Raw genomic sequence first — 25,126 nt, 5'->3', positions numbered from 1 at the left:
TCAGCAGCCTCCCATTTGTGACTCAGGCACGAGAAAGGCCACGGCCACCGGGAAGGTTCTATCGGTCAATCCTGCATACCGCCTTTCAATGGCCTTGGCCTCCAGTTCCTTTTCTTCGGGAATGCGTGCAAGCCTGGCTTTCAATGAACGAATGTCCTTCTGGATTTGTTTCTGCTCTTCGACACCGTAAATGGGCAAATACAGCCATTTTTCCAAGGTCTCCTCGTGCATCTCCTTGCGGATGTTTTTATCGAGTTCTTCCAGAATCTGATTCATGTTGGAAATTTCAGTGTCCCTGCGTCGAGACAATGTGTTTTGAAGGAAACGCATTCTGTCCCTGGATCTGGCCTCCACTGTACCTCGAATGGCTGCCTCGTTCCGCTCGAATCGTTCGGCCAGAATCTCGAACGTTCGCCGCTCCAGCTCCACCGGCGAGGAAAGCTCCACCAGCTCGTTCAAACGACCGATACGGGTGATTCTGGAAAACCCGGTGTGCTTCAACTCTCCGCCGGAGAGAGTGATTTCTTCGTGCAATCGGTGATGGTCTCCCCCAACGATCACCAGCCTCGACCACACGATCACCACTGGACTGGTCAGGTCCGAGTTCGGGACAGTCGCGACCGTCACCCGATGCAATTTCTTGACGTCGTCCCATTTCCACAACTCTTCACGCAACAGGCGAAGACACCGCTGGACTAGAGGGTGATTGAGATGAGCCAAGACCACGTCATCTCGACCTTTGGCCACATCGTGATCGAACGTGATAGGGCGCGGTTGTTGTGTATGGGGATGATTCAGGCCCTCAAGTGTTTTCCCCCATGACCCGGGTAGAATAGGGGGCTCGAAAACGGGATTTTCAGGAACTCCTGGAAGTGAAACCGGCTTCAGAGGAGGTTTTCCCGCCAACTCCAGCGCAGTTTCGACAGCCCTCGATATATGATCGGGGGAGAGGTGGAAATCATTCTTGGCCTCCATGAGCCGGTCGTGAAGATTGGCGATCTTTTCCTTCAGCCTCCTCTCTCCTGCCATGGACTTACGCACTTCCCTCGCTTTCTTCTCCACGCCTCCTGTATCCATGATCGAACCCTTTCCGAGCATGGCAGCTTCGATTTGCCGAGCGATGACCGGACCGACACTTCCAAGATCTTCACGGATGTTTGCCACTTTCTGCACGGCACGCATCAAGAATTCGTGATCCCCTTCGATCTGGCCAACATTTCGAATGGCATCGACCTTCTCGTATTCGAACCCCTTCCCTACCGGATGAAGGATGAACACTTCCGGTTCCTTTTGCCCATGCCGATCGATCCTGCCGTTTCTTTGTTCCATGACGTTCGGATTCCAGGGAATTTCGACATGAATCAAATTATTGCAGTGATTTTGCAGATCGATCCCCTCCGAAGCGGCATCCGTCGCGAGGAGTATCCGTACCGGTGAAATGTCGGGATGAGCCTGAAATGCGGCCTTGATCACTTCCCGGTCCTTCGGGTCCGTTCCACCATGAAGGCTCATCAACCGTTCTCCAGCGAAGCGGTGTGCAGCCAGCATCTGCTCGAGCCAGCCGTGAGTGGCTCGATACTCGGTGAACAGAATGACCCGCTTCCCGTTCCACGTTCCATCTGTCTTGAGTTCGTTCTCCAACCAATTCAGGATTGCTCGAGCCTTCGAGTCGGCTCTGCTCTTGTTTTTTTCGGCCCAATCCGAAAGCTCGCGCAACATGTCCCGTTCTTCGGGGGCAAGAGGAACAGAAAGTCGTACAGCAGTCTCCAAGGCTTCATGCTGGATCTCTTCTGCCTGGAAGTCGTCATTGTCTTCGTCCACTCGTTCGATGGCCTTACGGAGAATTCTGTTGTCAAACAGTTCATTCCGAGAACCCCTTGGTCCAGCCTCCAGCGACAGCCTATATTTTTCCAATGTCCCGGCAAAAGCCATGGGGGAGGAAAACAACCGTTTCTTGAGAAGCTTGTGAATGAATTCAGTCCCGTAGGCATGCGCGGTTCCACGAACGCTTTTCCGCCGACTTGCCGTGAACCTACTCAACAACTCATGGGCTTTTCCCTCGTCATCTGTATATTCGACGTCCAGGGTCTCCAACTTTCGAACCGGAAAAACAGGATTGCCATGTTCGTCGACAATATCGTTTTTCAAACGACGGACCATGACGCGTTGCAACTGCTTGGGGTCGGGCTCGATGGTTCTGGCGAATCGCTGGTCGTCCAGCAGTTCAAGCAAGGAGGTGAAGGATTCAAGATAGCCGTTATGAGGAGTGGCGGTGAGGAACAGTCTATGCTCGAAATGGGGGGCCATGGTCCTGATGGCCCGCGTTCTCTGGCTTTCCAGAGCGTACTTGGATGCAGTCGACGGCGCGACATTGTGCGCTTCGTCGACCACCAGGATATCGAACTTGCGGGGATAGGTGATGGTTGGAGGCAGGCAGCCTTTCAGGCGACGCATCCCTTCACCAGCCTTCACCCAATCCATGGAGGTAATCAGGCGTGGAAAGGAGGTCCATGGGTTTACGTGAATACCCCGGTCCCGCCTCAGCTTGTGGATGTACTCGGTGTCGACGATACGGAAATCCAGACCGAACTTTTCTCGCATCTCCGTTTGCCACTTGATCTGCAAGGAGGCGGGGCAAACGATAAAAACCGTCCGAGCTCGATGTCTAACCAAAAATTCCTGAATGATCAGCCCTGCCTCGATCGTTTTCCCGAGTCCGACATCGTCGGCGATCAGCAGATTCACTCGAGACATTTCCAGAGCTCTTACCAAAGGATCCAGCTGGTAATCCTCGATGGAAATTCCGCTTCGAAAAGGAGACTGAAGGAAGAGGCGATCGGCGTTGGTCACAGCCCCCCAACGAACAGCGTCGAGAAAGGCATCGAGGCGATCCTTCGAATCGACACCGGTCATTTTTGGCATTCCTGCATTTTCCAGAATCCTGGCTCCCGGTTCCAACTGCCAGATGACCTGGATTTTTTCATCGAATGCGTCTTCGTCGAGTGAGGATAGGGTCACGAGGTGTTCTTCATGTCGGTCAGACAGGGTATCGCCAAGAATATCATCGACTATCCATTGCCGTCTTCGAACTTCAACAAGCTGTCCGGGTTCAGGGATGCGGTGATCGAAGCCAATTCGTTCGGATAGGTCATTTTCAGGAATGTCCATATGGGTTCTTCAGTGTCGTGTTTGGTGTTGAAGATACCGTACGTGCGCCACGAGGCTTATTCCAATGACCTCGCCGAGTTTCACAGGGACGGCATTGCCAATGAGTCGCCCGACCGTTTTTTTGCAAATGGGTTTTCCGGGTGCGACGAATTCGTATTTTTCCGGAAAACTTTGCAAAATAGCTCCCTCACGAAGGGAGAGTGCTCGATTCTGCTCGGGATGGCCAAACCTGCCATTGCCGAATCCGTAAAATTGCGTGGTAACTGTAGGTGAAGGCTGGTCCCAGCGCATCCGCCCGTAAACGCTGGGATAGGTCTTGCCACTTGTTTTTTTGTGGCAATTGGTCACGAGTTCTCGGGGCCAGTCCCTCCATGTACCGCCAGGACGTGAAGCGAGGATTCGCTTGAAATTGAGGGGGGAAAGGGAAGAACTTTGATGGAGAGGGTCGTCTGGGTATATTTCACCAGCCTTCAAGGCAGGGAGATTGCCTATGGCTTCTCGAACGGTTTTTTTTGGGGGATTTAGAACTTCTGGTGAGAGAATCTCTATCTCCCCCATCCGAGATGCGAGCAGAACCAAACGATTTCTTTTCTGGGGCAGTCCATACTCGGCGCAGTCGACCACCCGGTAATCGGTTTCATACCCCAGATTTTCGAGACTATCGACAAATTCTTGAAAAACATCTTGATCCACGAGACCGGGCACGTTTTCCATGGTCACGAGTTCGGGAGTCGTTTCCTCTATCAAACGGGCGAACTGACGCAACAGCCACCATCGTTTGTCCGAAGAATCAGCCTTTTGATTGTAGGAGGAAAAGGTCTGGCAGGGAGCGCATCCGGCAAGAAGTTTCAGCCCTGGTTCCTTGAAGGCTCGTTTCAGCTCGTTCGCTTGGACTTCGTCCACGGATTTCAATAAAAAACGGGCCTTGTTGTTGGCTGAGTAAGGGAACTCGCAAGCTGGATCGATGTCGATACCGAGTTTGACATCGATACCTGCAAGTTCCAACCCCTTGGTCAAGCCGCCAGCCCCGCAGAATAGATCGACCGCCTTGATCGGATATCCACGATAGGGGGCTCTGGTAAGAGAATTATTCATCTTCGCACCTACCTCTCTTTCGCCGCCACAAAAAATTACCTGAACCGATTGGATCCTACGATCCACATGTTTCTTCTTGAATTTCCAGAATTGACCCATGAAGGATGCCAGCATATTCATCTTGTCGATTTCTTTACGTATTGTGCCCCTATTGACATCAATGTCGTTACATGACTCTTCGATTGACCGGCAACGACCATCCTATTCCATCATCCTCAACATCCCGACCGCCCTTCGTTAATTTCTCGATCGTTCCGTGCCTCAATCCTGTCGACGTAGAGGGCCCTAAAAAATGAGGAAAAGAAATGTCATGCTTGATAAGAGTATACTGTGGAAAATGTCTTCCATTCCATAGAATAGAAGTACTCGGGGAGGCCCATAACTCCAGAGACCCGTATGACACAAGCAGTCATCAGTCTTTTTATCGCTATCACAGGATACGGCGTGACATGAAGCCCCCTGTGTCCGGGAAGTTGTCGCCGTGCTGGTTTTCAGAAAGTATCCCAAAGTTGGAGTTTCACTGTCCCAAATTTGTCCCAAACAGGCTTTTGGACCCAAAAAAGGGCTTGAGTTTTCACTCAAGCCCTTGATTTTATTGGTGCTCCCGGCAGGATTCGAACCTGCGGCCCACGGATTCGAAGTCCTTTTTTAAGTAATTTCAGCTACTTTCATTAACCTTACCTAAAGTAGCTAAAACCCTTGACGGACAAGGCTTGAGATACTATTTATTTTTCACTGACTTTCACAGAACGACACCCGCAATAATCAAAAAAGGTAACCCCAGGGTAACCCCAGATTTGGGAAGGTGAAAAAATGAGCGATTGGAAGCCCGTCACAAACCGGAAGGGCATCAAGACGAACCCCGGCGTTTACTGGAAACCCTTGACCACACAAAAAAATGGGGCGGTCAAGGATGATGTTCTGTACAGCATATATTACAAGTTCGAGGGGAAGCCAAGGCGCGAGATCGTGGGCAGACAATCCGAAGGGACAAATGCGGATGAATGCTCCGGCATCCTGGCCCGGCTAAAAAGGAACCGAAGAGAGAAGAAGGGACCCTTCACCCTTGAACAGGAGCGAGCAGAGAACGACCGGACACGCAAAGAGCAGGAAGCTGAACAGCGGCAGGCAGAAAGGGACTCTCTCACTTATGGGCAGTTTTTTGAAGAGACCTACTTTCCACACGCACAGGCTGACAAGGGGAAGAGATCATGGGAGCGCGAGGAAACCTTTCACAGGCTATGGGTGGCCCCTGTTATCGGTGAGAAGCCCTTGAACAAGGTTTCACAGCTTGACCTTGAGCGGATCAAGAAGGCTTTTGTTGGCAAGGGAAGAAGCCCGAGAACGGCGCACTATTGCCTTGCCACCATACGGCAGGTGTTCAATTTTGCCATTTCAACAGGCATCTTGAACGGCAAGAACCCTGTGACCAGTGTGAAGAAGCCCAAAGTGGACAACCGGAGACTCCGTTTCTTGACCCGAAGAGAAGCGGAAACCCTTATGCACGAATTGTCCAAGAGATCGAAGAACCTTCACGACATAGCCCTTGTGTCTCTTCGGTGCGGATTACGGGCGGGTGAAGTCTTTTCCCTGACGTGGGCAGACCTGGACTTTGAAAGAGAGCTCCTAACCCTGCGAGACACCAAGGCTGGCAAGAACCGTGTTGCCTATATGACCAAGGACGTTCTGGCCATGCTCAGAGGCAGATTCAGGGATCAAAGCCCCGGGGAGCTGATCTTTCCAGATCGGACTGGCAAGAAGCGGGTGGCAGTCTCGAAGAGCTTTAGACGGGCGGTCCAGGATCTTGGATTCAACAAAGGCGTTTCGGACAAGCGGCAGGAGGTATGCTTCCATTCATTGAGACACACATTCGCTTCCTGGCTGGTGGAGAACGGGACCGACCTTTTCACAGTAAAAGAGCTTCTGGGTCATTCCACACTGGCCATGACAGAACGATACAGTCACCTTGCTCCAAACACCATGCGAAACGCGATAAAAGACCTCGAACAGTCCATGGTCAGCGGTCAGTTGATAACCCTTGAGCCGGGACAAAGGACGGGCAACGAGTAGCCCCTGCCACTATTCCAGGGAGTGGCTATTGTGGCTATTTTGGCTACAAATACCCCGGCAAGGCATGTAAGCCGTGGGTCCCCGGGAGATGGTGGAAATGGCTATTTTTGGCTACTTTGGCTATTCTTAATAAAAACAGCTGGTTGAAAGATGACAGGCCTGATAAAATATCAAGACTGACATAAAATTTCCCGGCCTAGGCACGGACTGATCATCCATGCTGAAAAGGTGTTTCCCTGAACACCCTGGCCGGTATCCATTTCAGGGGTTCCTCAGGGGGGGGATATGCAGAAGACGGTACGAATCCAACCATCTCAAAACATTACAGATTCAGAGCGGCTACATAAGGAACTGGCGGCTACCATCGAGCAGCGGTTCGGCCCATTGTCCGAAAAAGCGTCAAATATCAGTTATGCACTGCTTGCGGAATTTGCGTATACGCACGGGTGGGCGAGGACGGGAGAAAGCCCCAGTCAAGCCGAAGAGCGACTATACAAGCTACAGCAGCAGCTTAAAAGGATAGCCAAGACCGTTGACGATGCGAGGGCCTGTATCACAGCAACAAATGCGCTGGATTGTGCCTTGCACAAGAAGATGAGCCGCATGGACAGCGTATCACCGAAGCGGAAGCCTCGTGGGTTGCGTCTTCCAGAAGGTCCGGCATCCTACCCGTCTTTTTGTGACATCGTGGGGGAGACTACTGTTTTTTGGTCAAGCCTTATCGCTGAAGCCGTGGGTACGCTGAACGAGTATCCCAAGCATCTTCAAGTGAAGCCCGAGCGCGATCTTGTCCAGTTGTTGGCTTGTGTGTGGCGGGAGCAGTTTGGAGAGCAACCCACTGTGAAGCATGATCGCCTCACAGAGCAGTACCGAGGAGTGTTTTTTGAGGCGGTACAGCGTTGTCACAGAATACTTGGGTGGAGCGCACCCATAGGAAAGAATGTCGAAAATTACCTAAAGCAATAGCAGAAAATCTTTTCTCAAAAATAGAAAAGTTCTTCCCGTGAAATGGCGGGACGGTGCGTGTATAAATCCTTCATCTGCAACCACAGATGGAGGATTTTTTTATGCAGAACATAGATATGTCAGAGTTGGTTCGTGCTTGGTCGGCTCCGTATGTAGCCCGAAGACAGGTGGCTAAATTTAGCGGAGGGATATTGCATCCAAGGACAATGGCGAACCTCGACTCCCTTGGGAAGGGGCCTAAAGGGCGTATTCGCATGGGAAGGGCGATCGCATATCCCACAGGTGAGCTGGTCTCCTGGATGCAAGAACGTACTGAATTGGTGGAGGGCTAACTCTATGACAAAAGAAAACCCCGGCCAGAGCGGGACCGGGGGTACGGCAAGAGATCGACATCAGACGATTTCTGCTGCACCCATACCGCAAAACCCCGCAAATGTCAAACAAAATGACTGTCTGTATCATTCGTTGAAGACGCTGAATGATATGTCGTTAGCCGAATCAGCAAAACATTATTGCAAAAAAGGCTTTGCAGTTTTTCCGTGTCTTCCAAAAACAAAGAAACCTGCAACAAAACATGGTTTTTTGGACGCCTCAAACGACTTGGAACAGGTAGAAAGATGGTGGAGGCAGAACCCTCAATACAATATAGCTATTCCCATGGGCCACGGTGTGGCGACACTAGACGTTGACCTACCTCACGGCCCGGCATCATTGGCAGATTTGCAAGAGGAAAACGGCTCCCTACCTCACACCCTCGCCCAACAAACAGGTGGGGGCGGCTCTCAATACATCTTCACTGTGCCCGGCCCCGTAAAAAACAGTACGTCAGCATTGGGGCGAGATCTCGATGTGCGGGGGGATGGTGGGTATATTGTTGTGCCTCCGTCTGTCCATCCAGCAACCGGCAATCGTTACGCATGGACGCGCTCTGCTCCTCCGGCCCAGGCCCCAGAATGGCTTGGGAAGGCAATTCACAAGGATGCCCCACGGCAAACAGTAACTCCCATAGAGCCCACCGGCCATGCCACACCCTACGCACAGTCTGCCCTAGAACGGGAAGTCGGGCGCATAGCCATAGCTGCTAAAGGGTCTCGGAACGCGACACTAAACACGGCGGCCTTCTCTCTTGGTCAGCTTGTGGGCGGCAAAGAGATTGCCGAAATGGAAGCCCTGGAAGCCCTACAGAAGGCTGGTTTGGCTTGCGGCTTGTCGGGGGATGAAGCGGCCCGGACAATCAAGAGCGGCCTGAAATCCGGGAAGCAGGAGCCCAGGACGGCCCCGCAAGCGCAACCAGGGACAGAACCCCCCACAGGAGAACCCATCAAGTTTTGGGACAGGGAGACTCGGGAAGAACCTTTCCCCGTGGAGGCATTGCCTGCACTTATCCGGGGTGCAGTGACCGAATACCAGAGTTTCGGGCAGCAACCCCTTTCGATGTGCGCGTGTTCTGCACTGGCCACCGTGAATGTGGTGACACAAGGCCTGGTCGATGTGGCGCGGGATTCACTCTTGGTCGGCCCCAGCAGCCTCTTCTTTTTGATCCTGGCAGATTCCGGGGAACGCAAGTCAGCATTGGACAGCGTTTTTTCTCGGGAGGTTCGGGCATGGGAACGACGGCAGCGGGCGGAGGACGAAGAACTACGGCAAAAAATCCAAAGCGATGTCGAAGCCTGGAAAGCGGAACGATCGGGAATTCTGGATGCGATCAGGCAGGCAAAAAAAAGCGGCAAAGACGATGTGGTTCTGACCTTGAAACGGAAGCTGGCGGACCACAAAAAAACGGAACCCCAGATCCCCAAAAGCCGAGATATGTTTTTCGAGGATTCAAACCCTGCGGCATTGGCGGATCAGCTAGCGAACCAAGATTCAAAAAGGGCAAGCCTATCGTCAGCGGAAGCACTCGCCGTGACGGGCGGCAATGGAATGAGCAAGGACAATTTGCAGTCATTTCTTGCCCTGTTGAATAAGTTGTGGGGCGCGGAGCCGGTGAACATGACCCGCAAGGTCTCCCGGTCGTCTAGGGTGGAGGACGTAAGGTTTTCCGCCAACCTGATGATGCAGGGACCCGTTTTTTCTGACCTGCTCAATGAACGGGGAGGCCTGGCCCGAGGTTGTGGGATGCTGGCCAGGTTTTTGATTTGCAACCCGGCATCCACCATGGGAACCCGGCTTTATCAAGACCCACCTTCGCAGATGAAGTCGGTAGAAGCGTTTCAAAGGCGGATCAGAGAACTTCTGACCGTGCCTCTTCGGTTTGACGAGGACGGGCGGCTTGCCCCTGAACCTCTCACCATGGAGCCTCAAGCAAAAGCTATCTGGACCGCGTATCATGACACGGTGGAGCGGCGGCTTTCACCCCTGGCCAGCTTGTTCGATGTTCGAGATTTTGCAGCCAAGAGCGCAGAGAACGCGGCCCGACTGGCGGCAACCTTTCAGGCCTTCGAGGACGGACCTACGGCGAGCATATCGGCTGAAAACATGGCCCGAGGATGCGAAATAGCGGCGTGGTTCCTTGGCGAGGCACAAAGAGTGTTCGGCATGATCGACACCCCCCAGGAGGAAAGGGATGCTGCGTCTCTGCTTCAATACTTCGCGCCTCGTATGGCAAAGGGGCTGACGCGGATCACAGGCGCGGACCTTTTGAGGCTTGGACCCCGACCCCGAACCAAGAAGAGGCGCAGACCAGCACTGGAAGTCCTTCGATCTTACGGATGGATCAGCGAAGAACCGGGAAACGTGATCGTTTTGAATCCCGCAATTCAGGGGGTGGCTAATGAGCTTCCTTAACGAGTGGCGAACAGAACAGGCTGCGAGCCCCCAGACCGTGGCGAAAGTGGCTATTTTGGCGAATGATACCGGCGGAAGCAAGGCGGGAAAAGGCTTCCCGGAGGATCAGAAAAAAGGCGATTCCTGGCTATTCGTGGCGAATAATCCCAGCAGTAGCCAAAAAATAGCCACCAGTAGCCAAAGAGTAGCCAACGTAAACCCCTGTAAACAAAAGGAAATAGCCACAATAGCCACAATAGCCACCAGAGAAGGAAGTGGGAGGAACGAGAGCACAATGCCGCTGAATCAGCGCAGGTGGCTACCTGGCCATTGCCGGGCATGCGGGGGGACTACTTATTGGATCAATGCAGGAGGTGCGCGGGTGTGTGCTGTATGTCATCCACCGGCACATTCGAGAGCGTTTTTTATACACAGCGAGCAGAAAACAGCATAGTAAACGCGGCCTGTCCTGTATGCGGTACGGGGCAGGCCATAAACAAAAGAGGTATCTGACATGCTTTATGAAGAAAAGCTAGAAAATGAGCGACAGCAACAGCGTAAAGAGTTACGACAAAAAGCCCAAGCCGTTGTTCATTTCGCCCAGGAAAAATGTAACGAAGTAGCAAGACTCACGCACCATGACAATCTGCTAAAACTTTGGGATGCAGGAAATACTGATGAGATTTTATCCATTGCAAACAAAGATGTAATCCAAAAAAGTTTAATGTCGATGTGCAAGGTCATGGAATCCGAATACAACAGGCAATCGGATCATATAAACTTTAGGGAAGTCAAAAAGCTACGCGATAGTCGACTTGAGTATAATCGGTTACGCACGTTCGTTGAAAACCATGTCGGTGAATTTATGCGGTTTGAGATTGCAAAGAAAAACGACAGAAACCTTGCTATGTCGGCTTTTAGGGACAATATGTTCATACTGGGCAGTGTTTCAGACAATGTGAGGCACATGTCGCAAATTGCAAAGGTACTGCATTACACGGAAGAGCACCTTGCATGGTTGAACACTATCGGCCTGGACCCTGCGGGACAGATTCTCGAGGAAGAGGCCCGGGAAGCGGACTAACCAATAAAAAAGCCCCACACGGAGCTTTGGCGAGCGGTCTGTGTGGGGCAAGGAGAGAGACATCGTGGCTTCGACGATATTCTACTGTGTGTCAAATGCGTTATTTATTGGAATGGCTTTAGGTATAGATTTCACCGTCAGATGTCAACGCGGGGGGCGGAAATGAATGTTACCCTCGACAGCTGCATCCGACTTGAAAAATGCCCCACGCCTTTGATGCGGGAGATCACCCGTTCCTTGGAAATCCGAAACCCGAAGTTTGACGAGGCTGTCCGGTGTGGTCGCTGGACAGGTGGGATTGATGAGGTCTTGGAGTGCTATAGCTTTGATTCTGAAGGCCGTTTGTGCCTGCCAAGGGGTTTTGGTCTAGACTTCCACCGACTGGCCTTAAAACAGGGGGTACAGCCCCATTACACAGACAATAGGCGGCTGCTCGATCCTGTTGAATATCAATTCAAGGGAGTGCTCAGAGATTACCAACAAGAAGCGGTCGACGATGCACTCAAAACCCGGTCGGGCATTGTCACGGGACCAACGGGCATGGGCAAGACCGTTCTCGGACTGGCCATGATTGCGGAGCGGAGGCAACCGACGATGGTCTTGGTTTCCTCCTTGGAATTGATGCACCAATGGGCAGACAGGATTGAACAGTTTCTTGGGATCAAGGCCGGGATGGCCGGAGGTGGCAAGTACGATGTCAGAGACGTGACCGTGGGTGTTGTGAACTCCGTGCTGAAGCACCTTGACGAGCTGACGCCGAGGTTTGGGCATGTGATTTGTGACGAGTCCCACCGGACACCCTGCCGGACATTCACGGATTGCTTGAGCAGGTTTGATGCAATGTTCGTCCTGGGGTTGAGCGCGACACCGGCAAGGCGCGACAAGCTGGAACCGCTCATGTTCTGGGGGATCGGTCCATTGGTTCATTCTGTGGATGCTGACCGGCTACGAGATTCCGGTAAGGTGCTCCGACCAGAGATCATTACTCGGAAGACAGGGTTTCAATATTCAGGGAACATTGCCAATGAGTACGCCCAGGCTATCACCGCATTGTGTGAGGATCAGCACAGGAATGAACTGATAGTCCATGACGTTGTGAAGGAGGCACAGAGGGGCGCGGGTACTGTTCTGCTTGTGAGCGATAGGGTCGACCACTTGGAACGTCTAAAATCGCTCGTAGAGGCTCAGGGACAGGATGTCCGACTGCTCACAGGAAAAACACCTAAACGGGAACGGGCGCAGATTGTTTCCGACCTGACAGGGGGCAAGGTCAAGGTCTTGGCTTCGACCACAAGTTTGATCGGTGAGGGATTCGATGCTCCGGGATTGGCAACGCTGGTGCTGGCCTGTCCGATCAAGTGGTCCGGGCGATTGATTCAGACCGTGGGAAGGGTGCTTCGACCTTCACCAGGGAAACGGGCGCGGGTTATTGATTTTGTGGATGAATTGGAGCCTGTGTTGCTGGCTTCATTCAAGGCACGGCAACGGGTTTACCGAGAGATTGCGGCGTAAATTGTCGGAAGAAATTCAGAAGAAAAATCAGGAGGTTGGAAGGATGACAGCGAAAGAGAAGAATACCGAAAAGCGGAGTTTGATCTTAAGATAGCCGGACCTGCACTGGAAGCACGGCGCGGGAGAATGGCCAGGTACTCTATGAAGATCGACCGGACGTTGGTTGACAAAGCCCTCGAGGGAGATGTGCAAGCAATCAAGCTGTATTATCAACGGCTTGAAAACTGGTCCCCTTCCAAGAAGACCGAGCTTGTTGGGAAGATCGACGGGCAGCTAACCCTGGCCGATGTTTTGAATGGAACGGTTGACGAAATCTAAACGCTCTCCCTAGAACAAGCAAAAACCACGGGGGTAGAAAATGGAGATGACGGCGCAAGAAATAGCGGAGTACGAACGGATAGCCGAGTTAGCGAGGAACCTTCCCGATCCAGACACGATCTGCATAGCGGATTTGTCGATGGAAGAGAAAATGGACCTGATGCTGGCCGAATCACTGGCCGAAACCTGGAAGAAGTCGGGCAAACAGGAAACTCCGTAGCCGGTCAGCGAGATCGGGGTTTTGCAGTACCCTAAAAGACCGCCTCTTGGTCCTGATCCAAGGGACGCCCCAGGACAAGTGCGCGAGAGTTCCCTTCTATAAAAAAAGATCGTCCCACAAGACCGCCTTTTGTGCCAGTCACGAAGGGCGGTCTTTTTTTGGTCTAACTCAAAAGGTAACCCTATGGTAACCCCAAATAGCCAAAAATGAAAAAGGACTCACAAAGTAATTTTGTAAGTCCTTGATTTATTGGTGCTCCCGGCAGGATTCGAACCTGCGGCCCACGGATTCGAAGTCCGGCACTCTATCCAGCTGAGCTACGGAAGCAGGGGAAAACGGCTAGTCCTCGGTGACGTGGCCGTGTTCGTTGCTCAGGGCCCAGAGGATGAGGCCGAGGGTACAAAGTCCTGTGAGCAAAATAAGTCCTGAGTACAGCATGGTTGTCCTCCTTCTGTGAGTCCAATTGACAGGGATACGCCCCAGTGAAGATGTAGATTTGAAAATTTCAAAAACGATTTCTAGTCCGTATCGAGACAAATTTCAATATTTTTCTGCATGCAGCCATGCGCCGGTACACACCTGGTTTATTGGCCCTCTCCGTGCCGGACTGCTGAACCCTCGGGACCCATATATATTCTCATGGCCGGCCCTCCGTTTCGAGCGGCCCGACACGTTTTTGCCGGCCTCGTACCATCAAAGCATTGCCCGGTAAAAGCAATAACCCCCGACAGGATAGAAGCCAACAGCTTGATAGGTGGTGCCGACTCGCTCAGCCAGGCAGTCCGCCCAAAATATGACAAACCAGCCATGCTATTTCAGGCGGTTGGATGCGGACAGCCGTGCCATGGTCGAATCCGGCGCATGCCTTGATTTTTTGTGTGAATTAGAAGAAGAGTTCTGAGGTTGCCATCCATGGTGGCACCATCTTCTCAATTCGTTTTTCGCCCAACCATGCAAGCCCCTGTCTCAAGGAAGATTTCATGCAATTTTTTCATGCACGCTCCCTTTTTCTGGCCATGCTTGTTCTGTTTGTGGGTTCCACCTGTGCACCGGCTGCGGAATCTCCCCTGCGACTGACCATGGAAGAGAGCATTGCCAAGGGACTTCGGGACAATCCGCAACTCAAAGCACTGCGCAAGGAGATCAGGGCGGCGGAATACGGCATCGATGCGGCAGCAGGAGGACTTGGCCCCTCCATGAGCGCCAACTACCGCTATCTTCGCCAGGAACACGATACGCCTTCGGCAGGGTTGGCTCAGGACGACTGGTCCCTCAACCTGAACCTTCACCAGCCCCTGTTCACCGGTTTCAGGCTCTTGAGCACCCTGGAAAAATCCCGGCTGACAAAAGATGTGGCCACAGCCCGTCTGGAACAGGCCACCCAGGCCTTTATTTTCACTGTTCAGCGCCATTTTCTGGCACTTCTCCAGGCCCGGGAAAACGTCCGCAGCGCCCAGGACTCTCTGACCCGTCTTGAGTCTCAACTCACTGTAATCACTTCTTTTTACGAGGTCGGCATCCGCCCCAAACTCGATGTCCTTCAGGCCGAGGTGGATGTGGCCCATGCCGAGCAGCAGCTTTTGGCCGCCCGGATCGCGATGAGAAACCAGATTTCCAGGCTGAACAGCCTGCTCGACATCTCAGTCACCCAGGAGGTCGACTACGTGGGGGGACTGGAATTCATCCCCTTTACAAAGGATCTGCAACACTGCCTGGACAGCTCGCTCACATACCGTCCAGACATGGAAATCGCCTCCAAGAGCATTGCCATCGCCGAAAAAGAGGCCAAGGTGGTTTCCAGCGGTTTTTACCCCCAGCTCGGTGCGGACATCGATTATTACTCCCACGGCGATTCCCCTGATGCCTATGGGAATGCATACCTCCCCGAACGCGACAATGATTATTGGACCGCTCAGGTGACCCTTTCCTATCGTTTTTTTGAATCCGGTGCCAATTACCACTCCTTCAAACAGGCCCAGGAACGGATCAAGGCCCTTGAAGAGGAGTATAGCAATCTGCAGAACGAAATCTCCTTCCAGGTCAAATCCAGCTATGACACGCTCAAAGAAAGTCTCGAGCGGATCGACGTGACCAAGAAGGCCCTGGTTTCGGCCAAAGAGAGCTATCGGATGGCCAAGGCGAGATACGAGGCCCAGGTGGGCACGAACACGGATGTGCTCGATGCCCAGGCCAATGTCACCCGGGCCGAGGCCGACACAACCCAGGCCCTGGCCGACTACCAACAGGCACTGGCCGCCCTGTATCATGCCATGGGCGTCAGGAATATCGATTTGATGCCCCAATGAGTCGAAAATTTTTTTGCGGGGATCTGTCACAAAACGGTGAAGCCACGACATGATGTTTGACGGAACACCCTAAAACATACCGGGAATCCCCGGCAAAAATCGACACGATCCCGAACAAACAGGCCTGCTGCATACCAGCCGACAAGCATCCCCATCAACAATTCGAGTCCGGAGAACCAATGACTGAAATAGAAATTGCCAAGCCCTTCATCAAGGCCACCCAGAATATCCTGTCCACCATGGCCATGCTGGAATCCAGGCCGGGCCGACCGTATGTCAAAAAGGAAAAGGTGGCCAAGGGAGACGTTTCCGCGATTATCGGAATCACTGGTGACCGCAATGGCACCTTTGCCATCTCCTTCTCCAAGACATGTGCGGTCCAGCTTGTCAAACGCATGCTGGGTGACGATGTGGACGATCTATTAAGCGATGTGCAGGATGCCGTAGGGGAGATATCGAACATGATCTCCGGACACGCCCGATTGGGACTCGCCGACATGGGACTCAAGCTCCAGGGATCAACGCCGTCGGTGATCATGGGTGACAACCATGTGATCAGCCATATGACCAGGGCCGCAGTCGTTGCCATCCCCTTTGAAACGGAGTTCGGCAATTTCGCGGTTGAATTCTGTTTCGAGTGATCGCAGCGGATCTCGTTCTCGGGGTCTGCCGGTTGCCATGGTTCACAGGTGATTTCGCCATTCTGGCCCGCATACCCCCAATGACTACACCCCCTCACATTCATGGACCAGAAGCGAGACATCAACGATCGGGTCAGGGCCCTGCTCCTCGATGCCAGGACCAGGGACAGCCGAAAACTTCCAACGGAATTCGACATGGTCGATATGCCGCTGGAGGGTGTGGCAGCCTATTGGCTTTCACTGAAAAAAGTACTGCAGGAGAAGAAAAAAACAGATCTTTTAGCAAGCGAAGCCGCCCACACCAAAGAGATCTTTGTCCGTCACCTTCTCGAATTGTGCACCTCATCCCTTGGTCCCGACTCCATCCGCCGCTTTGCCGCGGTCAAGAAGGACGTCATCCTTGCCGACCTGCGCCGCAAATTCGTTCTCATGGCCATTTCCCTTTTGGGAATTGCGGATAACGAAAATCCCCAAAAGGTCATGGTCCGTTTTCTATCCAAATTCTCCATTTCCCCGGTCTTTGAACGGCAGGTCTTTGAGGTCGCCCAACTGATCATTTCCAATCTGGGCAATACCTCGTTCAATCATCGCAAGTTCATGACCCTGAATATCCAGATGAAGCCCGAGGCCATGCTCATCGTCCTGGTCGTCTTCAGTATGCTCGTTCGTCGCAAGGGGCCGCGCGGACTCGACCCCTTCCTTCAATATGTCCGCTGCAACTATTTCAGCGAGGGGTTGACCCTGATCAATGACGGTTTTGACAAGGACTTCATCAAGTATCGTCTCAATCTCCACCAACGGGAAATCCTGGAAGAAACCGAGAGAAAAATGGACATGTCCACCGAACTGGGCGTCGCCGTGAACACCCAGGTCTCCTATGATGACATGTACCTGATCGCCCGGTCATACATGCTTTCCTGATCACACCCGCCCAGAGGTATCTGCCAAAACGTCTTCCTGATCTTTGCCCTGGTCGTTTGCAGCCGCATCTCTTCCATACAGCCACACCATCCTGGCCAGTTTCCGGGCCACAGCTTCGGACAAACGCTCCCGCCGAACCCTCCACGCCCAGTTCCCGTCTGTTTCTGACGGCCTGTTCATCCGTGCTTCCCCGCCCAGTTCCAGAACATCCTGCAAGGGAAAAACACACACATGGGCCACGGACATCATCACGGCGCGGATCATCGCCCAGTGGAGACCATGAAAGTCATGACCCGTTCCCAGATACTCGGCCGCCAGCTCCCTTTCTTCCAGAGAGATGTCGTTCTCATACCAGCCCTGGAGGGTGTTGTTGTCATGGGTTCCCGTATAGAAGACACTGTGCTTGTCCACGTTGTGGGGGATGTAGGGACTGTTTGGCAGGTCGTCGGAGAAGGCGAACTGCAAAACCTTCATACCCGAAAAGCCGAAATGATCCATGAGCTCCCTGACATCGTCGGTGATATGCCCGAGATCCTCGGCAATGATATCCAGATCCGGCAGTTCACTCAGGACCTTCTCAAAAAGCCGCTTTCCCGGGCATGGACGCCACACACCGTTTCGAGCGGTCCTGGAACAGGCCGGAACCTGCCAAAAGGCGGCAAATCCCCGAAAGTGGTCCAGACGCACTGTGTCATACAATTTTTGGTTATGACCCAGCCGATCGGTCCACCATGCAAACCCGTTGTCTTCCATCCGCTCCCAGTCATAGACAGGATTGCCCCAGAGTTGCCCTTTTTTGCTGAAATAGTCCGGGGGTGCTCCGGCCACGTGAATGGGCAATCGATTGGCGTCGAGATCGAACAGCTCGGGGTGCGACCAGACATCGCAGCTATCCAGGCTGACATAGATGGGCATGTCCCCGAAGAGTCTGACCCCCTTGGTGGCGCAATAGCCCTTGAGATTTCCCAATTGTTCAAAAAAGACAAATTGCTTGAACCGTTCCCGTTCCATCTGCAGATTGAGCCGGTTACGCCAGGTGTCAAGGGAGGATGGGTGTCTGAAACGGATATCTTTGGGCCAATAGTACCAGGGAAGGCCCTCAAAATGCTGTTTCAATGAGGCGAACAATGCGTAGTCTTCCAGCCACCCCTGGTTGTTCGTCTTGAAATCCTGATATCCGGATCGACCGGGGAGCCAGGAAAGACCGTTTTCAAAGGCGATGGTCAAAAGCCGGTCCTTCCACATGGCCACGCGGGCGTATTCGACCCGGTCGTCGGGGAAACAAGGGACCTCCCTGAGATTTTCCGAGCTCAGGAATCTCTGGGCCAGGAGAAGGTCCGGGCTGATGAGCAGAGGATTTCCAGCGAATGCCGAATACGCATTGTATGGAGAATTACCCGTGCCGCTATTGGTCGGGGTCAGGGGGAGAAGTTGCCAATAGGTCTGTTTGGCAGAGGCCAGAAAATCGACGAAATTATAGGCCTCGGGTCCCAGATCCCCGATACCGTACCTCGAGGGGAGGGAGGTGATGTGCAGCAGGATACCGCTTGCCCGCCGGGTCATGGGAATGCACCTCACGCCTGGTTTTCCGGCCTGAAAAAGATCACCCCCAGGGGGGGGAGGGTCAACTCGGCCATAAAGGGCAGGTCGTGCCAGGACTCCTCTCTCGCCCGGACAGCACCTTCGTTGCCCACGCCGCTGCCACCGTAGATCCGGGAGTCGCTGTTCAGAATCTCCCGCCAGGTACCGCCCCGGGGCAGCCCCACCCGGTAGTGATATCTGACCACCGGGGTGAAGTTGCAGGCCACAAGCATGACCTCGTCTTCATATTTCCGGAAAAAGGTGAGCACGCTCTGCTCCGAGTCGTGGCAATCCTCCCAGGCAAATCCGTTTTGATCGTAGTCACCGGCATGCAGGGATTTTTCCCGGGTATAGACCGTGTTCAGATCCCGGACCCAATCCCGGACCCCTTGATGGGCGGGAAAATCCAGCAGATGCCAGTCCAGGGATGATTCATGGTTCCATTCACGCCATTGGCCGAACTCTGCCCCCATGAAGAGGAGCTTTTTCCCGGGCTGGCCGATCATATATCCGAACAGAAGACGCAGATTGGCCATTTTCTGCCAGGGGTCTCCGGGCATTTTTTCAACCAGAGATCCCTTCAGATGCACGACTTCGTCATGCGAAAGGGGAAGGATGAAATTTTCCGTGTACGCGTACCAGATCCCAAAGGTGAGCTGCGCGTGATGAAATTTTCTGTGCACCGGTTCCCGGGACATATAATTCAGGGTGTCGTTCATCCATCCCATGTTCCACTTCATGCCGAACCCCAGACCTCCCAGGTACACCGGCCTTGAAACCATGGGCCAGGAGGTGGACTCCTCGGCCATGGTCTGCACGTCGGGATGATTTTCGTACACGGCCATGTTCAGCCGGCGCACGAAATCCAGGGCGTCCAGATTTTCATTCCCCCCGTACCGGTTGGGTATCCATTCGCCGGGATTGCGCGAGTAGTCCAGATAGATCATCGAGGCCACGGCATCTACCCGCAACCCGTCCACATGGTATTTTTCCAGCCAGAACAGGGCACTGCTGATGAGATAGGCCTGCACCTCGTACCGGCCGTAATTGAAGATGGAGCTGTTCCAGTCCGGATGAAAACCAAGTCGCGTGTCTTCATGCTCGAAAAGATGGGTCCCATCGAAACGAGAAAGCCCATGGGCATCGGTGGGGAAGTGGGAGGGCACCCAGTCCAGGATGACCCCGATGCCGTTCTGGTGGAGATGGTCGACCAGATACATGAAATCCTGGGGCGTTCCGTACCGGCTCGTGGGCGCAAAATACCCCACGGTCTGGTAGCCCCAGGATCCATAAAAGGGGTGTTCCATGATCGGCATGATCTCAATGTGCGTGAACCCCATTTCCTTGGCATACTCGGCGAGAAGATGCGCCATGGCCCGGTAATCCAGGTAGTTGTCAGGATCATCCGGGCTTCGTTTCCACGATCCCAGATGGACCTCGTACACGGACATGGGACTTTTCAGACCGTTCTTGTGCCTGCGCCCGGCCATCCATGTTTGATCATGCCATTGATACTCGAGATTCCAGATCCGTGACGCGGTTCGTGGCGGTCGTTCCCAATACAGGGCAAAGGGATCGCCCTTTTCAAGGATACTTCCGCTCGTTCCCTGTTCGAGCCTGAATTTATACTCCTGGCCGATCTCGGCCTCTGGGACGAATCCCTCCCAGATTCCTGATTCGTCCTGACGGACCGCAAGGGGAGAAGAGGCCGGGTCCCAGGCATTGAAGGCCCCGATGACAGAGACCGAGCGGGCATTGGGCGCCCATACCCCAAACCAGACGCCGTCCTGCCCGTTTTGGGTCACGGGATGGGCCCCGAGCTTGTCGTAAAGACGATAGTGACGCCCCTGCTTGAAAAGATAGATATCGTGTTCCGTAATCATGTGATTTCGTTTCCGAGGAATCTGGTTTGCGTGCCGGCAACGCATTGATTTTCAGTCGATTATATTTTCAATCGCATACACCTTGTCGCCTGATGGTGTCCAATGCTCATTTTCAGAGATGCATGGCCCTCCACAACCGAACCGCCACCCAGTCCAGAACCAGGGCGGGGTTGACCCGCTTGTCCAATGCAGCAAGCCCATGCGCCAGGACATGTTCCAGGCGATCAAAGGGGACCTGCTTTTTTCCAGCCTTCAGACAATTACACAGCGCGGTTCCCTGTTCTCCCCTGGAATAGAGCACAATTCCTCTCTGGAAACGAAGAAGCAATCTTTTGGCCAGGTTCGCATCCACATTGTTTTTCTTCCCGGTCCGGGAGAACCAGCCCTGGCCCGTTCCCAAAAAGCCGATCAAGGCCTCCTCCCATTCCGCAATCTCCTCTGAACACTGGGATCGTTGCAGCCAGGGCAGGGTGAGCACAAAACTCCGGGATACCAGGGTGGGGAGGAGCGTTCCCCGCTGCGGGGCAAGAAGAACAAAAACATTTCCCGGACCCGGCTCTTCCATGGACTTGAGCAGGACATTGGCTGCCGGCGGATCCATGTTCTGGGCCTCGGCCAGGATGATCACCCGTCTGCCCGCACCATGGGGGGGCTGCCCCATGAGGGATCTGACAGTGCGGACATGCTCGACAAGAATCTGGGTTTCCCGACCGTCCACGATTTCCATATCCCTGAAGACCTGTTCCTGTATTTGAAGGCAGGTCGGGCAGTGCGAACATGGCCGCCGGGCCTCCGGGCAATTGAGCAATGCCGTCCAGTACAGGGCCAGAGAAAATCGGGACGCACTGTTTCCTCCCTCGAGAAGAAGCGAGTGGGGGGGATTTTCGGCCAGGGTGTCCAGGTAGCGAATGATTCGCTCCTGGCCTGCGGGTTCGAGCACGTTGTTTGGTTCGGCATGTTCCATGTGAAACGCCTGGTTGCGGTTGGAAAAATCAGATCGTGGATCCGGGAAATTGGCCCCTTGTCTCTGTGTGCATCCTCTCTTTCCTCATCTGCCCGGGGTCTTGTCAACGTCATTTTCAAAACGGCTTTCCCCCTTTGAGTTTGTCTGTACCAGACAGCAACGATCCACCTGCCGAATTGAGTGGATCGCATGCCATCCTACCATACGCTTCTGCCATGCACAGTGACTCTTTCAAAAAAACTCAAAAAAAAACTTGACTCCCTACCTAGCCTCGTGCATCTGGGACACATGAACATTCCAAATCAGACCATTTTCTCCAACGCATATTTCTTTTTCTGGTATTATTTTACGTGGACCTGTGGTCTGGACGGGGACTTGTAACTTTTTATCTGTACACATACTCTCCCAAAAGGGCCGCAGGCGACTAGCCGGCGGCCCTTTTTTTCATCCAGCCGCCTGCTACCTCCCTCGACCCCTCACCCAAACATCCGCCACACGCGGGGAGGACAACATGCAAGCAGGAAAAGAGCTTCGTCTGGAGCGAATTCTCAACGCCACATCCGGCAAAACCATTCTCGTTCCCATGGACCACGGCACCAGCCTGGGCCCCATACCCGGCCTGATCTCACCCAAAAAGGCCGTCGACAGCTTTGCCCAGGGCGGTGCCGATGCCGTGCTCATGCACAAGGGGCTTGTCCGTTCCGCCTATGCGGGTCATGCACGCGACCTCGCCCTGATCCTGCATCTTTCCGCATCCACCGATCTCTCCACCCGACCCAATGCCAAACGGTTGGTGGCCACGGTTGAAGAGGCCGTCAAAATGGGTGCCGATGCGGTATCCGTTCATGTCAATCTGGGCGATGAGACTGAATCGACCATGCTCGCTGATCTCGGCAAGGTGGCCTATGTGGCTCAGGAATGGGGCATCCCCCTGCTCGCTATGGTCTACGGTCGCGGTCCCAAAATTTCCAACTCCATGGCCCCTTCGGTCGTGGCCCATTGTGCCCGTGTCGGTGAAGAACTGGGTGCTGATATCGTCAAGGTCCCGTATACCGGTGATATTGATTCGTTCGCCAGGGTGTGCGAAGGGTGTTCGATTCCTGTTGTCATTGCCGGCGGCCCCAAAATGGATACCCGCGACGATATCCTGCGCATGGCCCACGATTCCGTCCAGGCCGGCGGGGCAGGGCTTTCCATCGGCCGCAATGTCTTCCAGGATCCGGATCCTGCGGGGTTGATCGCTGCGCTCCGAGGGATCGTCCATCACGGACAGGGATTGGAAAGGGCCTTGAGCGTGTCCGCTGCCTGATGAATTCCGCCCTTTTTTGTCGCGAGTGGTCGTTGGTGTGCCCGCTCGTCCGAGACCGACACGAATCCGGCTGACCGATGCGTATGACCGCTATCATCAAGAGGGTACGATCCTTCGCCCCCTCAAGAGATCGAACGTCTCTTGGTTGACATGCTCCTGGTCTCTATCAATTTTCAATACTCCTACATATTTGTCCATGCAACGTTCATACTGATTCGAACAAGGAAGCCCACGATGCGCCGAACCATCTATTTCAAAGCTGTTCCCTTTTCCAAAAACGATGTCACCCTCGCTCTTGAATCCGGAGTCGATGCTGTCATTGCCGAACCCGAACATGTTCAGGAAATCGAATCCCTGGGGCGTGTGCCTGTCATTCCCCTGGACACCCTTGTCTTCAAGACCCTGGCCTGTAAAGAGGATGAAGAAGAGGTGGTCACCATCCTTGCTGAAAACCGCGAGGTCATTTTGGGAATCGGCTGGGAGATCATTCCCGTTGAGAATATCCTTGCCCAGCAGGCGGATCTCGGTCTCGAGGTCGATTCCCTGGAATCTGCCCGTGTAGGGGTCGGGATTCTGGAACGGGGCGTCTCCTTACTGGTCGTTCTTCCCCAGGCCATCACCCAGCTCAAGGAAATCGTTCGCGAGATGAAACTTTCCCAGGGGACCCTTCCCCTTGAATCGGCAGAGGTCGTCGCTGTCACCCCGGTGGGACTGGGTCACCGCGTGTGCGTGGACACCCTGTCTCTTTTGGACACAGGACAGGGCATGCTGGTCGGCAATACCAGCGGCTTCTCTTTTCTGGTCCATGCCGAAACCGAGTCCAATCCCTATGTCGCTCCCAGGCCCTTTCGCATCAATGCCGGAGGGGTTCATTCCTACGCAACGCTTCCCGAGGACCGAACCGCCTATTTGGAAGAACTCTTTCCCGGACAGGAGGTACTCATTGTCGGAGCCGATGGCATGACATCCACGGCAGTGGTGGGGCGGTGCAAAACGGAAATTCGTCCCATGCTCATGGTCACCGCAAAAATCGGTGAAAGGGAAGGTTGTGTGTTTCTGCAGAATGCCGAAACCATCCGTCTGGTCCGCGATGATGGAACACCTGTAAGTGTGGTCCGGATACATCCCGGCGACCGCATCCTCTGCCACCAGGATGTGGCTGGTCGCCATTTCGGTATGCGCATTCAGGAAGACATCCGCGAATAGGGGAGACCTCATGATTGATCCATTTGCCAGGCTCAGACAGTCCATCGACGAGGTCGACGCCCAATTGCTCGAACTTTTGAACAAACGAGCCACATTGAGCCTCGAGGTAGGAACGATCAAGAGCAAGGGGAGTTTCCCCATTCTCAATCCCAAACGGGAAAAGGAACTCGTTCTCAACCTCGAGAAGAACAATCCCGGTCCCCTTCCCAATGATCATCTACGCCGGATCTATCGCGAAATCATGTCTTCGTCGCGCCGGCTCCAGGCCCCTTTGACCGTGGCCTATCTGGGTCCCAAAGGCACGTTTTCCTATTATGCCGGTGTCGAGGCCCTTGGCTCGAGCCTGGACTACATTCCCCAAAGGGATCTCGAATCCGTATTCCAGGCCGTCGCCTTTGGCAAAACCCAGCTGGGCATCGTGCCCTTTGAAAATTCGCTGAACGGGGGTGTTGGTCAGAGCATGGATCTTTTTTTGCGTTACGACGTTTCCATTCAGGCGGAAACCTATTCCCGCATCAGCCATTGCCTGCACGGCAGAACCAGGGATCTGGATGGCGTGACCCATGTTTTTTCCCATCCCCAGGCCCTGGCCCAATGTACCCGCTGGCTCAAAAACACTCTGCCTCAAGCCGAACTCATCCCCACGTCGAGCACAGGGGCCTCGGTGGAGGCAGCCCTCGAACATCCCGGCGGGGCTGTGATCGGTCACATCAGTCTGAGCTCGAATGAGACTCTGCGATGCCTGGCCCAGGATATTCAGGACGAACCCGATAACTGGACACGATTTCTCATTCTGACCAAGCATCCGTACGCTGGTGAATCCCGCGACAAGACATCTCTTCTGCTCACCCTCCCCGACAAACCCGGGGCCCTGCAGCAGATCTTGTCCATCTTCTCTCAGGCCGGGATCAATATGACCAAACTGGAATCACGCCCCTTGCGACCGGAAAAATGGAAATACGCCTTTTTCATCGATGTCCAGACTGACCTGACTATTCCAGAGCATCGAAATGTCATGGAGACACTTCGCGATCAGGCCCAGTCGCTGCGCATCCTTGGAAGCTACACATCCTGGATCCAATGATCCCCAAACCAACCCATACCCACTCATCGATC

Annotated in this window: 18 protein-coding genes and 1 tRNA gene; 13 read left to right on the top strand and 6 right to left on the bottom strand. The window is 53.8% G+C overall.

Annotated features, from left to right (window positions below):
- Entirely contained in the window at positions 1–3,168 is a 3,168-nt protein-coding gene (gene drmD, locus ACTVJH_RS00535; protein WP_455986378.1) for a DISARM system SNF2-like helicase DrmD, read from the bottom strand.
- A gap of 9 nt (positions 3,169–3,177) precedes the next feature.
- Positions 3,178–4,263: a DNA cytosine methyltransferase gene (locus tag ACTVJH_RS00530; protein ID WP_455986376.1), complete on the bottom strand. Its 1,086-nt coding sequence runs from the start codon at positions 4,261–4,263 to the stop codon at positions 3,178–3,180.
- 813 nt (positions 4,264–5,076) lie between these two features.
- Between ACTVJH_RS00530 and ACTVJH_RS00525 the strand changes: the two genes are divergently transcribed.
- From ACTVJH_RS00525 to ACTVJH_RS00495, 7 genes are all read left to right on the top strand, one after another.
- Positions 5,077–6,333, top strand: coding sequence for a tyrosine-type recombinase/integrase (locus ACTVJH_RS00525; protein WP_455986374.1), 1,257 nt, complete (start codon positions 5,077–5,079; stop codon positions 6,331–6,333).
- Between the two features lie 285 nt (positions 6,334–6,618).
- Entirely contained in the window at positions 6,619–7,299 is a 681-nt protein-coding gene (locus ACTVJH_RS00520) for a hypothetical protein (RefSeq protein ID WP_455986372.1), read from the top strand.
- A gap of 336 nt (positions 7,300–7,635) precedes the next feature.
- The gene (locus tag ACTVJH_RS00515; RefSeq protein WP_455986370.1) at positions 7,636–10,086 is read left to right on the top strand and encodes a DUF3987 domain-containing protein; all 2,451 of its coding nucleotides are present in this window, start codon (positions 7,636–7,638) and stop codon (positions 10,084–10,086) included.
- Positions 10,087–10,579: 493 nt separating this feature from the next.
- Complete coding sequence (locus ACTVJH_RS00510) at positions 10,580–11,149, top strand: hypothetical protein (RefSeq protein ID WP_455986368.1); 570 nt, start codon at positions 10,580–10,582, stop codon at positions 11,147–11,149.
- A gap of 162 nt (positions 11,150–11,311) precedes the next feature.
- Complete coding sequence (locus ACTVJH_RS00505) at positions 11,312–12,661, top strand: DEAD/DEAH box helicase (RefSeq protein WP_455986366.1); 1,350 nt, start codon at positions 11,312–11,314, stop codon at positions 12,659–12,661.
- 126 nt (positions 12,662–12,787) lie between these two features.
- Positions 12,788–12,979, top strand: a complete 192-nt coding sequence (locus tag ACTVJH_RS00500; RefSeq protein ID WP_455986364.1) for a hypothetical protein — start codon at positions 12,788–12,790, stop codon at positions 12,977–12,979.
- Positions 12,980–13,019: 40 nt separating this feature from the next.
- Positions 13,020–13,199 carry a hypothetical protein gene (locus ACTVJH_RS00495; RefSeq protein WP_455986362.1) on the top strand — a complete coding sequence of 60 codons (180 nt, stop codon included), beginning with the start codon at positions 13,020–13,022 and terminating at the stop codon, positions 13,197–13,199.
- Between the two features lie 250 nt (positions 13,200–13,449).
- Here the strand turns inward: ACTVJH_RS00495 and ACTVJH_RS00490 are convergent.
- A tRNA-Arg gene (locus tag ACTVJH_RS00490) sits at positions 13,450–13,526 on the bottom strand.
- A 653-nt stretch (positions 13,527–14,179) separates the two neighbouring features.
- Between ACTVJH_RS00490 and ACTVJH_RS00485 the strand changes: the two genes are divergently transcribed.
- From ACTVJH_RS00485 to ACTVJH_RS00475, 3 genes are all read left to right on the top strand, one after another.
- Complete coding sequence (locus tag ACTVJH_RS00485; protein ID WP_455986360.1) at positions 14,180–15,505, top strand: TolC family protein; 1,326 nt, start codon at positions 14,180–14,182, stop codon at positions 15,503–15,505.
- A gap of 179 nt (positions 15,506–15,684) precedes the next feature.
- Positions 15,685–16,146 (top strand): chemotaxis protein CheX, encoded by a 462-nt coding sequence (locus ACTVJH_RS00480; protein ID WP_455986358.1) that lies wholly within the window; start codon positions 15,685–15,687, stop codon positions 16,144–16,146.
- 102 nt (positions 16,147–16,248) lie between these two features.
- Entirely contained in the window at positions 16,249–17,067 is an 819-nt protein-coding gene (locus ACTVJH_RS00475; RefSeq protein WP_455986356.1) for a hypothetical protein, read from the top strand.
- On the opposite strand, the gene malQ is transcribed toward ACTVJH_RS00475, so the two are convergent.
- The 3 genes from malQ to ACTVJH_RS00460 form a co-directional block, all read right to left on the bottom strand.
- Positions 17,068–18,630: a 4-alpha-glucanotransferase gene (gene malQ / locus ACTVJH_RS00470; protein WP_455986354.1), complete on the bottom strand. Its 1,563-nt coding sequence runs from the start codon at positions 18,628–18,630 to the stop codon at positions 17,068–17,070.
- A gap of 11 nt (positions 18,631–18,641) precedes the next feature.
- Positions 18,642–20,531 carry a 1,4-alpha-glucan branching protein GlgB gene (gene glgB, locus ACTVJH_RS00465; protein ID WP_455986352.1) on the bottom strand — a complete coding sequence of 630 codons (1,890 nt, stop codon included), beginning with the start codon at positions 20,529–20,531 and terminating at the stop codon, positions 18,642–18,644.
- Positions 20,532–20,643: 112 nt separating this feature from the next.
- Positions 20,644–21,495, bottom strand: coding sequence for a DNA polymerase III subunit delta' (locus ACTVJH_RS00460; RefSeq protein ID WP_455986350.1), 852 nt, complete (start codon positions 21,493–21,495; stop codon positions 20,644–20,646).
- Between the two features lie 511 nt (positions 21,496–22,006).
- Between ACTVJH_RS00460 and ACTVJH_RS00455 the strand changes: the two genes are divergently transcribed.
- From ACTVJH_RS00455 to pheA, 3 genes are all read left to right on the top strand, one after another.
- Complete coding sequence (locus tag ACTVJH_RS00455; protein WP_455986348.1) at positions 22,007–22,804, top strand: 2-amino-3,7-dideoxy-D-threo-hept-6-ulosonate synthase; 798 nt, start codon at positions 22,007–22,009, stop codon at positions 22,802–22,804.
- Positions 22,805–23,038: 234 nt separating this feature from the next.
- Positions 23,039–24,010, top strand: a complete 972-nt coding sequence (locus ACTVJH_RS00450) for a 3-dehydroquinate synthase II family protein (RefSeq protein WP_455986346.1) — start codon at positions 23,039–23,041, stop codon at positions 24,008–24,010.
- Positions 24,011–24,020: 10 nt separating this feature from the next.
- Positions 24,021–25,094: a prephenate dehydratase gene (pheA, locus tag ACTVJH_RS00445; RefSeq protein WP_455986344.1), complete on the top strand. Its 1,074-nt coding sequence runs from the start codon at positions 24,021–24,023 to the stop codon at positions 25,092–25,094.
- Positions 25,095–25,126: the final 32 nt, after the last annotated feature.

Source organism: Desulfoplanes sp. PS50, assembly GCF_053851535.1.
Note: the sequence above shows the minus strand (reverse complement) of the source record. Positions and strands in the feature narration are given on the sequence as shown.

What these genes read in the sequence shown, in the direction of transcription:
- drmD (WP_455986378.1), bottom strand. Translation starts at nt 3,168, where the DNA reads ATGGACATTCCTGAAAATGACCTATCCGAACGAATTGGCTTCGATCAC.
- ACTVJH_RS00530 (WP_455986376.1), bottom strand. Translation starts at nt 4,263, where the DNA reads ATGAATAATTCTCTTACCAGAGCCCCCTATCGTGGATATCCGATCAAG.
- ACTVJH_RS00525 (WP_455986374.1), top strand. Translation starts at nt 5,077, where the DNA reads ATGAGCGATTGGAAGCCCGTCACAAACCGGAAGGGCATCAAGACGAAC.
- ACTVJH_RS00520 (WP_455986372.1), top strand. Translation starts at nt 6,619, where the DNA reads ATGCAGAAGACGGTACGAATCCAACCATCTCAAAACATTACAGATTCA.
- ACTVJH_RS00515 (WP_455986370.1), top strand. Translation starts at nt 7,636, where the DNA reads ATGACAAAAGAAAACCCCGGCCAGAGCGGGACCGGGGGTACGGCAAGA.
- ACTVJH_RS00510 (WP_455986368.1), top strand. Translation starts at nt 10,580, where the DNA reads ATGCTTTATGAAGAAAAGCTAGAAAATGAGCGACAGCAACAGCGTAAA.
- ACTVJH_RS00505 (WP_455986366.1), top strand. Translation starts at nt 11,312, where the DNA reads ATGAATGTTACCCTCGACAGCTGCATCCGACTTGAAAAATGCCCCACG.
- ACTVJH_RS00500 (WP_455986364.1), top strand. Translation starts at nt 12,788, where the DNA reads ATGGCCAGGTACTCTATGAAGATCGACCGGACGTTGGTTGACAAAGCC.
- ACTVJH_RS00495 (WP_455986362.1), top strand. Translation starts at nt 13,020, where the DNA reads ATGGAGATGACGGCGCAAGAAATAGCGGAGTACGAACGGATAGCCGAG.
- ACTVJH_RS00485 (WP_455986360.1), top strand. Translation starts at nt 14,180, where the DNA reads ATGCAATTTTTTCATGCACGCTCCCTTTTTCTGGCCATGCTTGTTCTG.
- ACTVJH_RS00480 (WP_455986358.1), top strand. Translation starts at nt 15,685, where the DNA reads ATGACTGAAATAGAAATTGCCAAGCCCTTCATCAAGGCCACCCAGAAT.
- ACTVJH_RS00475 (WP_455986356.1), top strand. Translation starts at nt 16,249, where the DNA reads ATGGACCAGAAGCGAGACATCAACGATCGGGTCAGGGCCCTGCTCCTC.
- malQ (WP_455986354.1), bottom strand. Translation starts at nt 18,630, where the DNA reads ATGACCCGGCGGGCAAGCGGTATCCTGCTGCACATCACCTCCCTCCCC.
- glgB (WP_455986352.1), bottom strand. Translation starts at nt 20,531, where the DNA reads ATGATTACGGAACACGATATCTATCTTTTCAAGCAGGGGCGTCACTAT.
- ACTVJH_RS00460 (WP_455986350.1), bottom strand. Translation starts at nt 21,495, where the DNA reads ATGGAACATGCCGAACCAAACAACGTGCTCGAACCCGCAGGCCAGGAG.
- ACTVJH_RS00455 (WP_455986348.1), top strand. Translation starts at nt 22,007, where the DNA reads ATGCAAGCAGGAAAAGAGCTTCGTCTGGAGCGAATTCTCAACGCCACA.
- ACTVJH_RS00450 (WP_455986346.1), top strand. Translation starts at nt 23,039, where the DNA reads ATGCGCCGAACCATCTATTTCAAAGCTGTTCCCTTTTCCAAAAACGAT.
- pheA (WP_455986344.1), top strand. Translation starts at nt 24,021, where the DNA reads ATGATTGATCCATTTGCCAGGCTCAGACAGTCCATCGACGAGGTCGAC.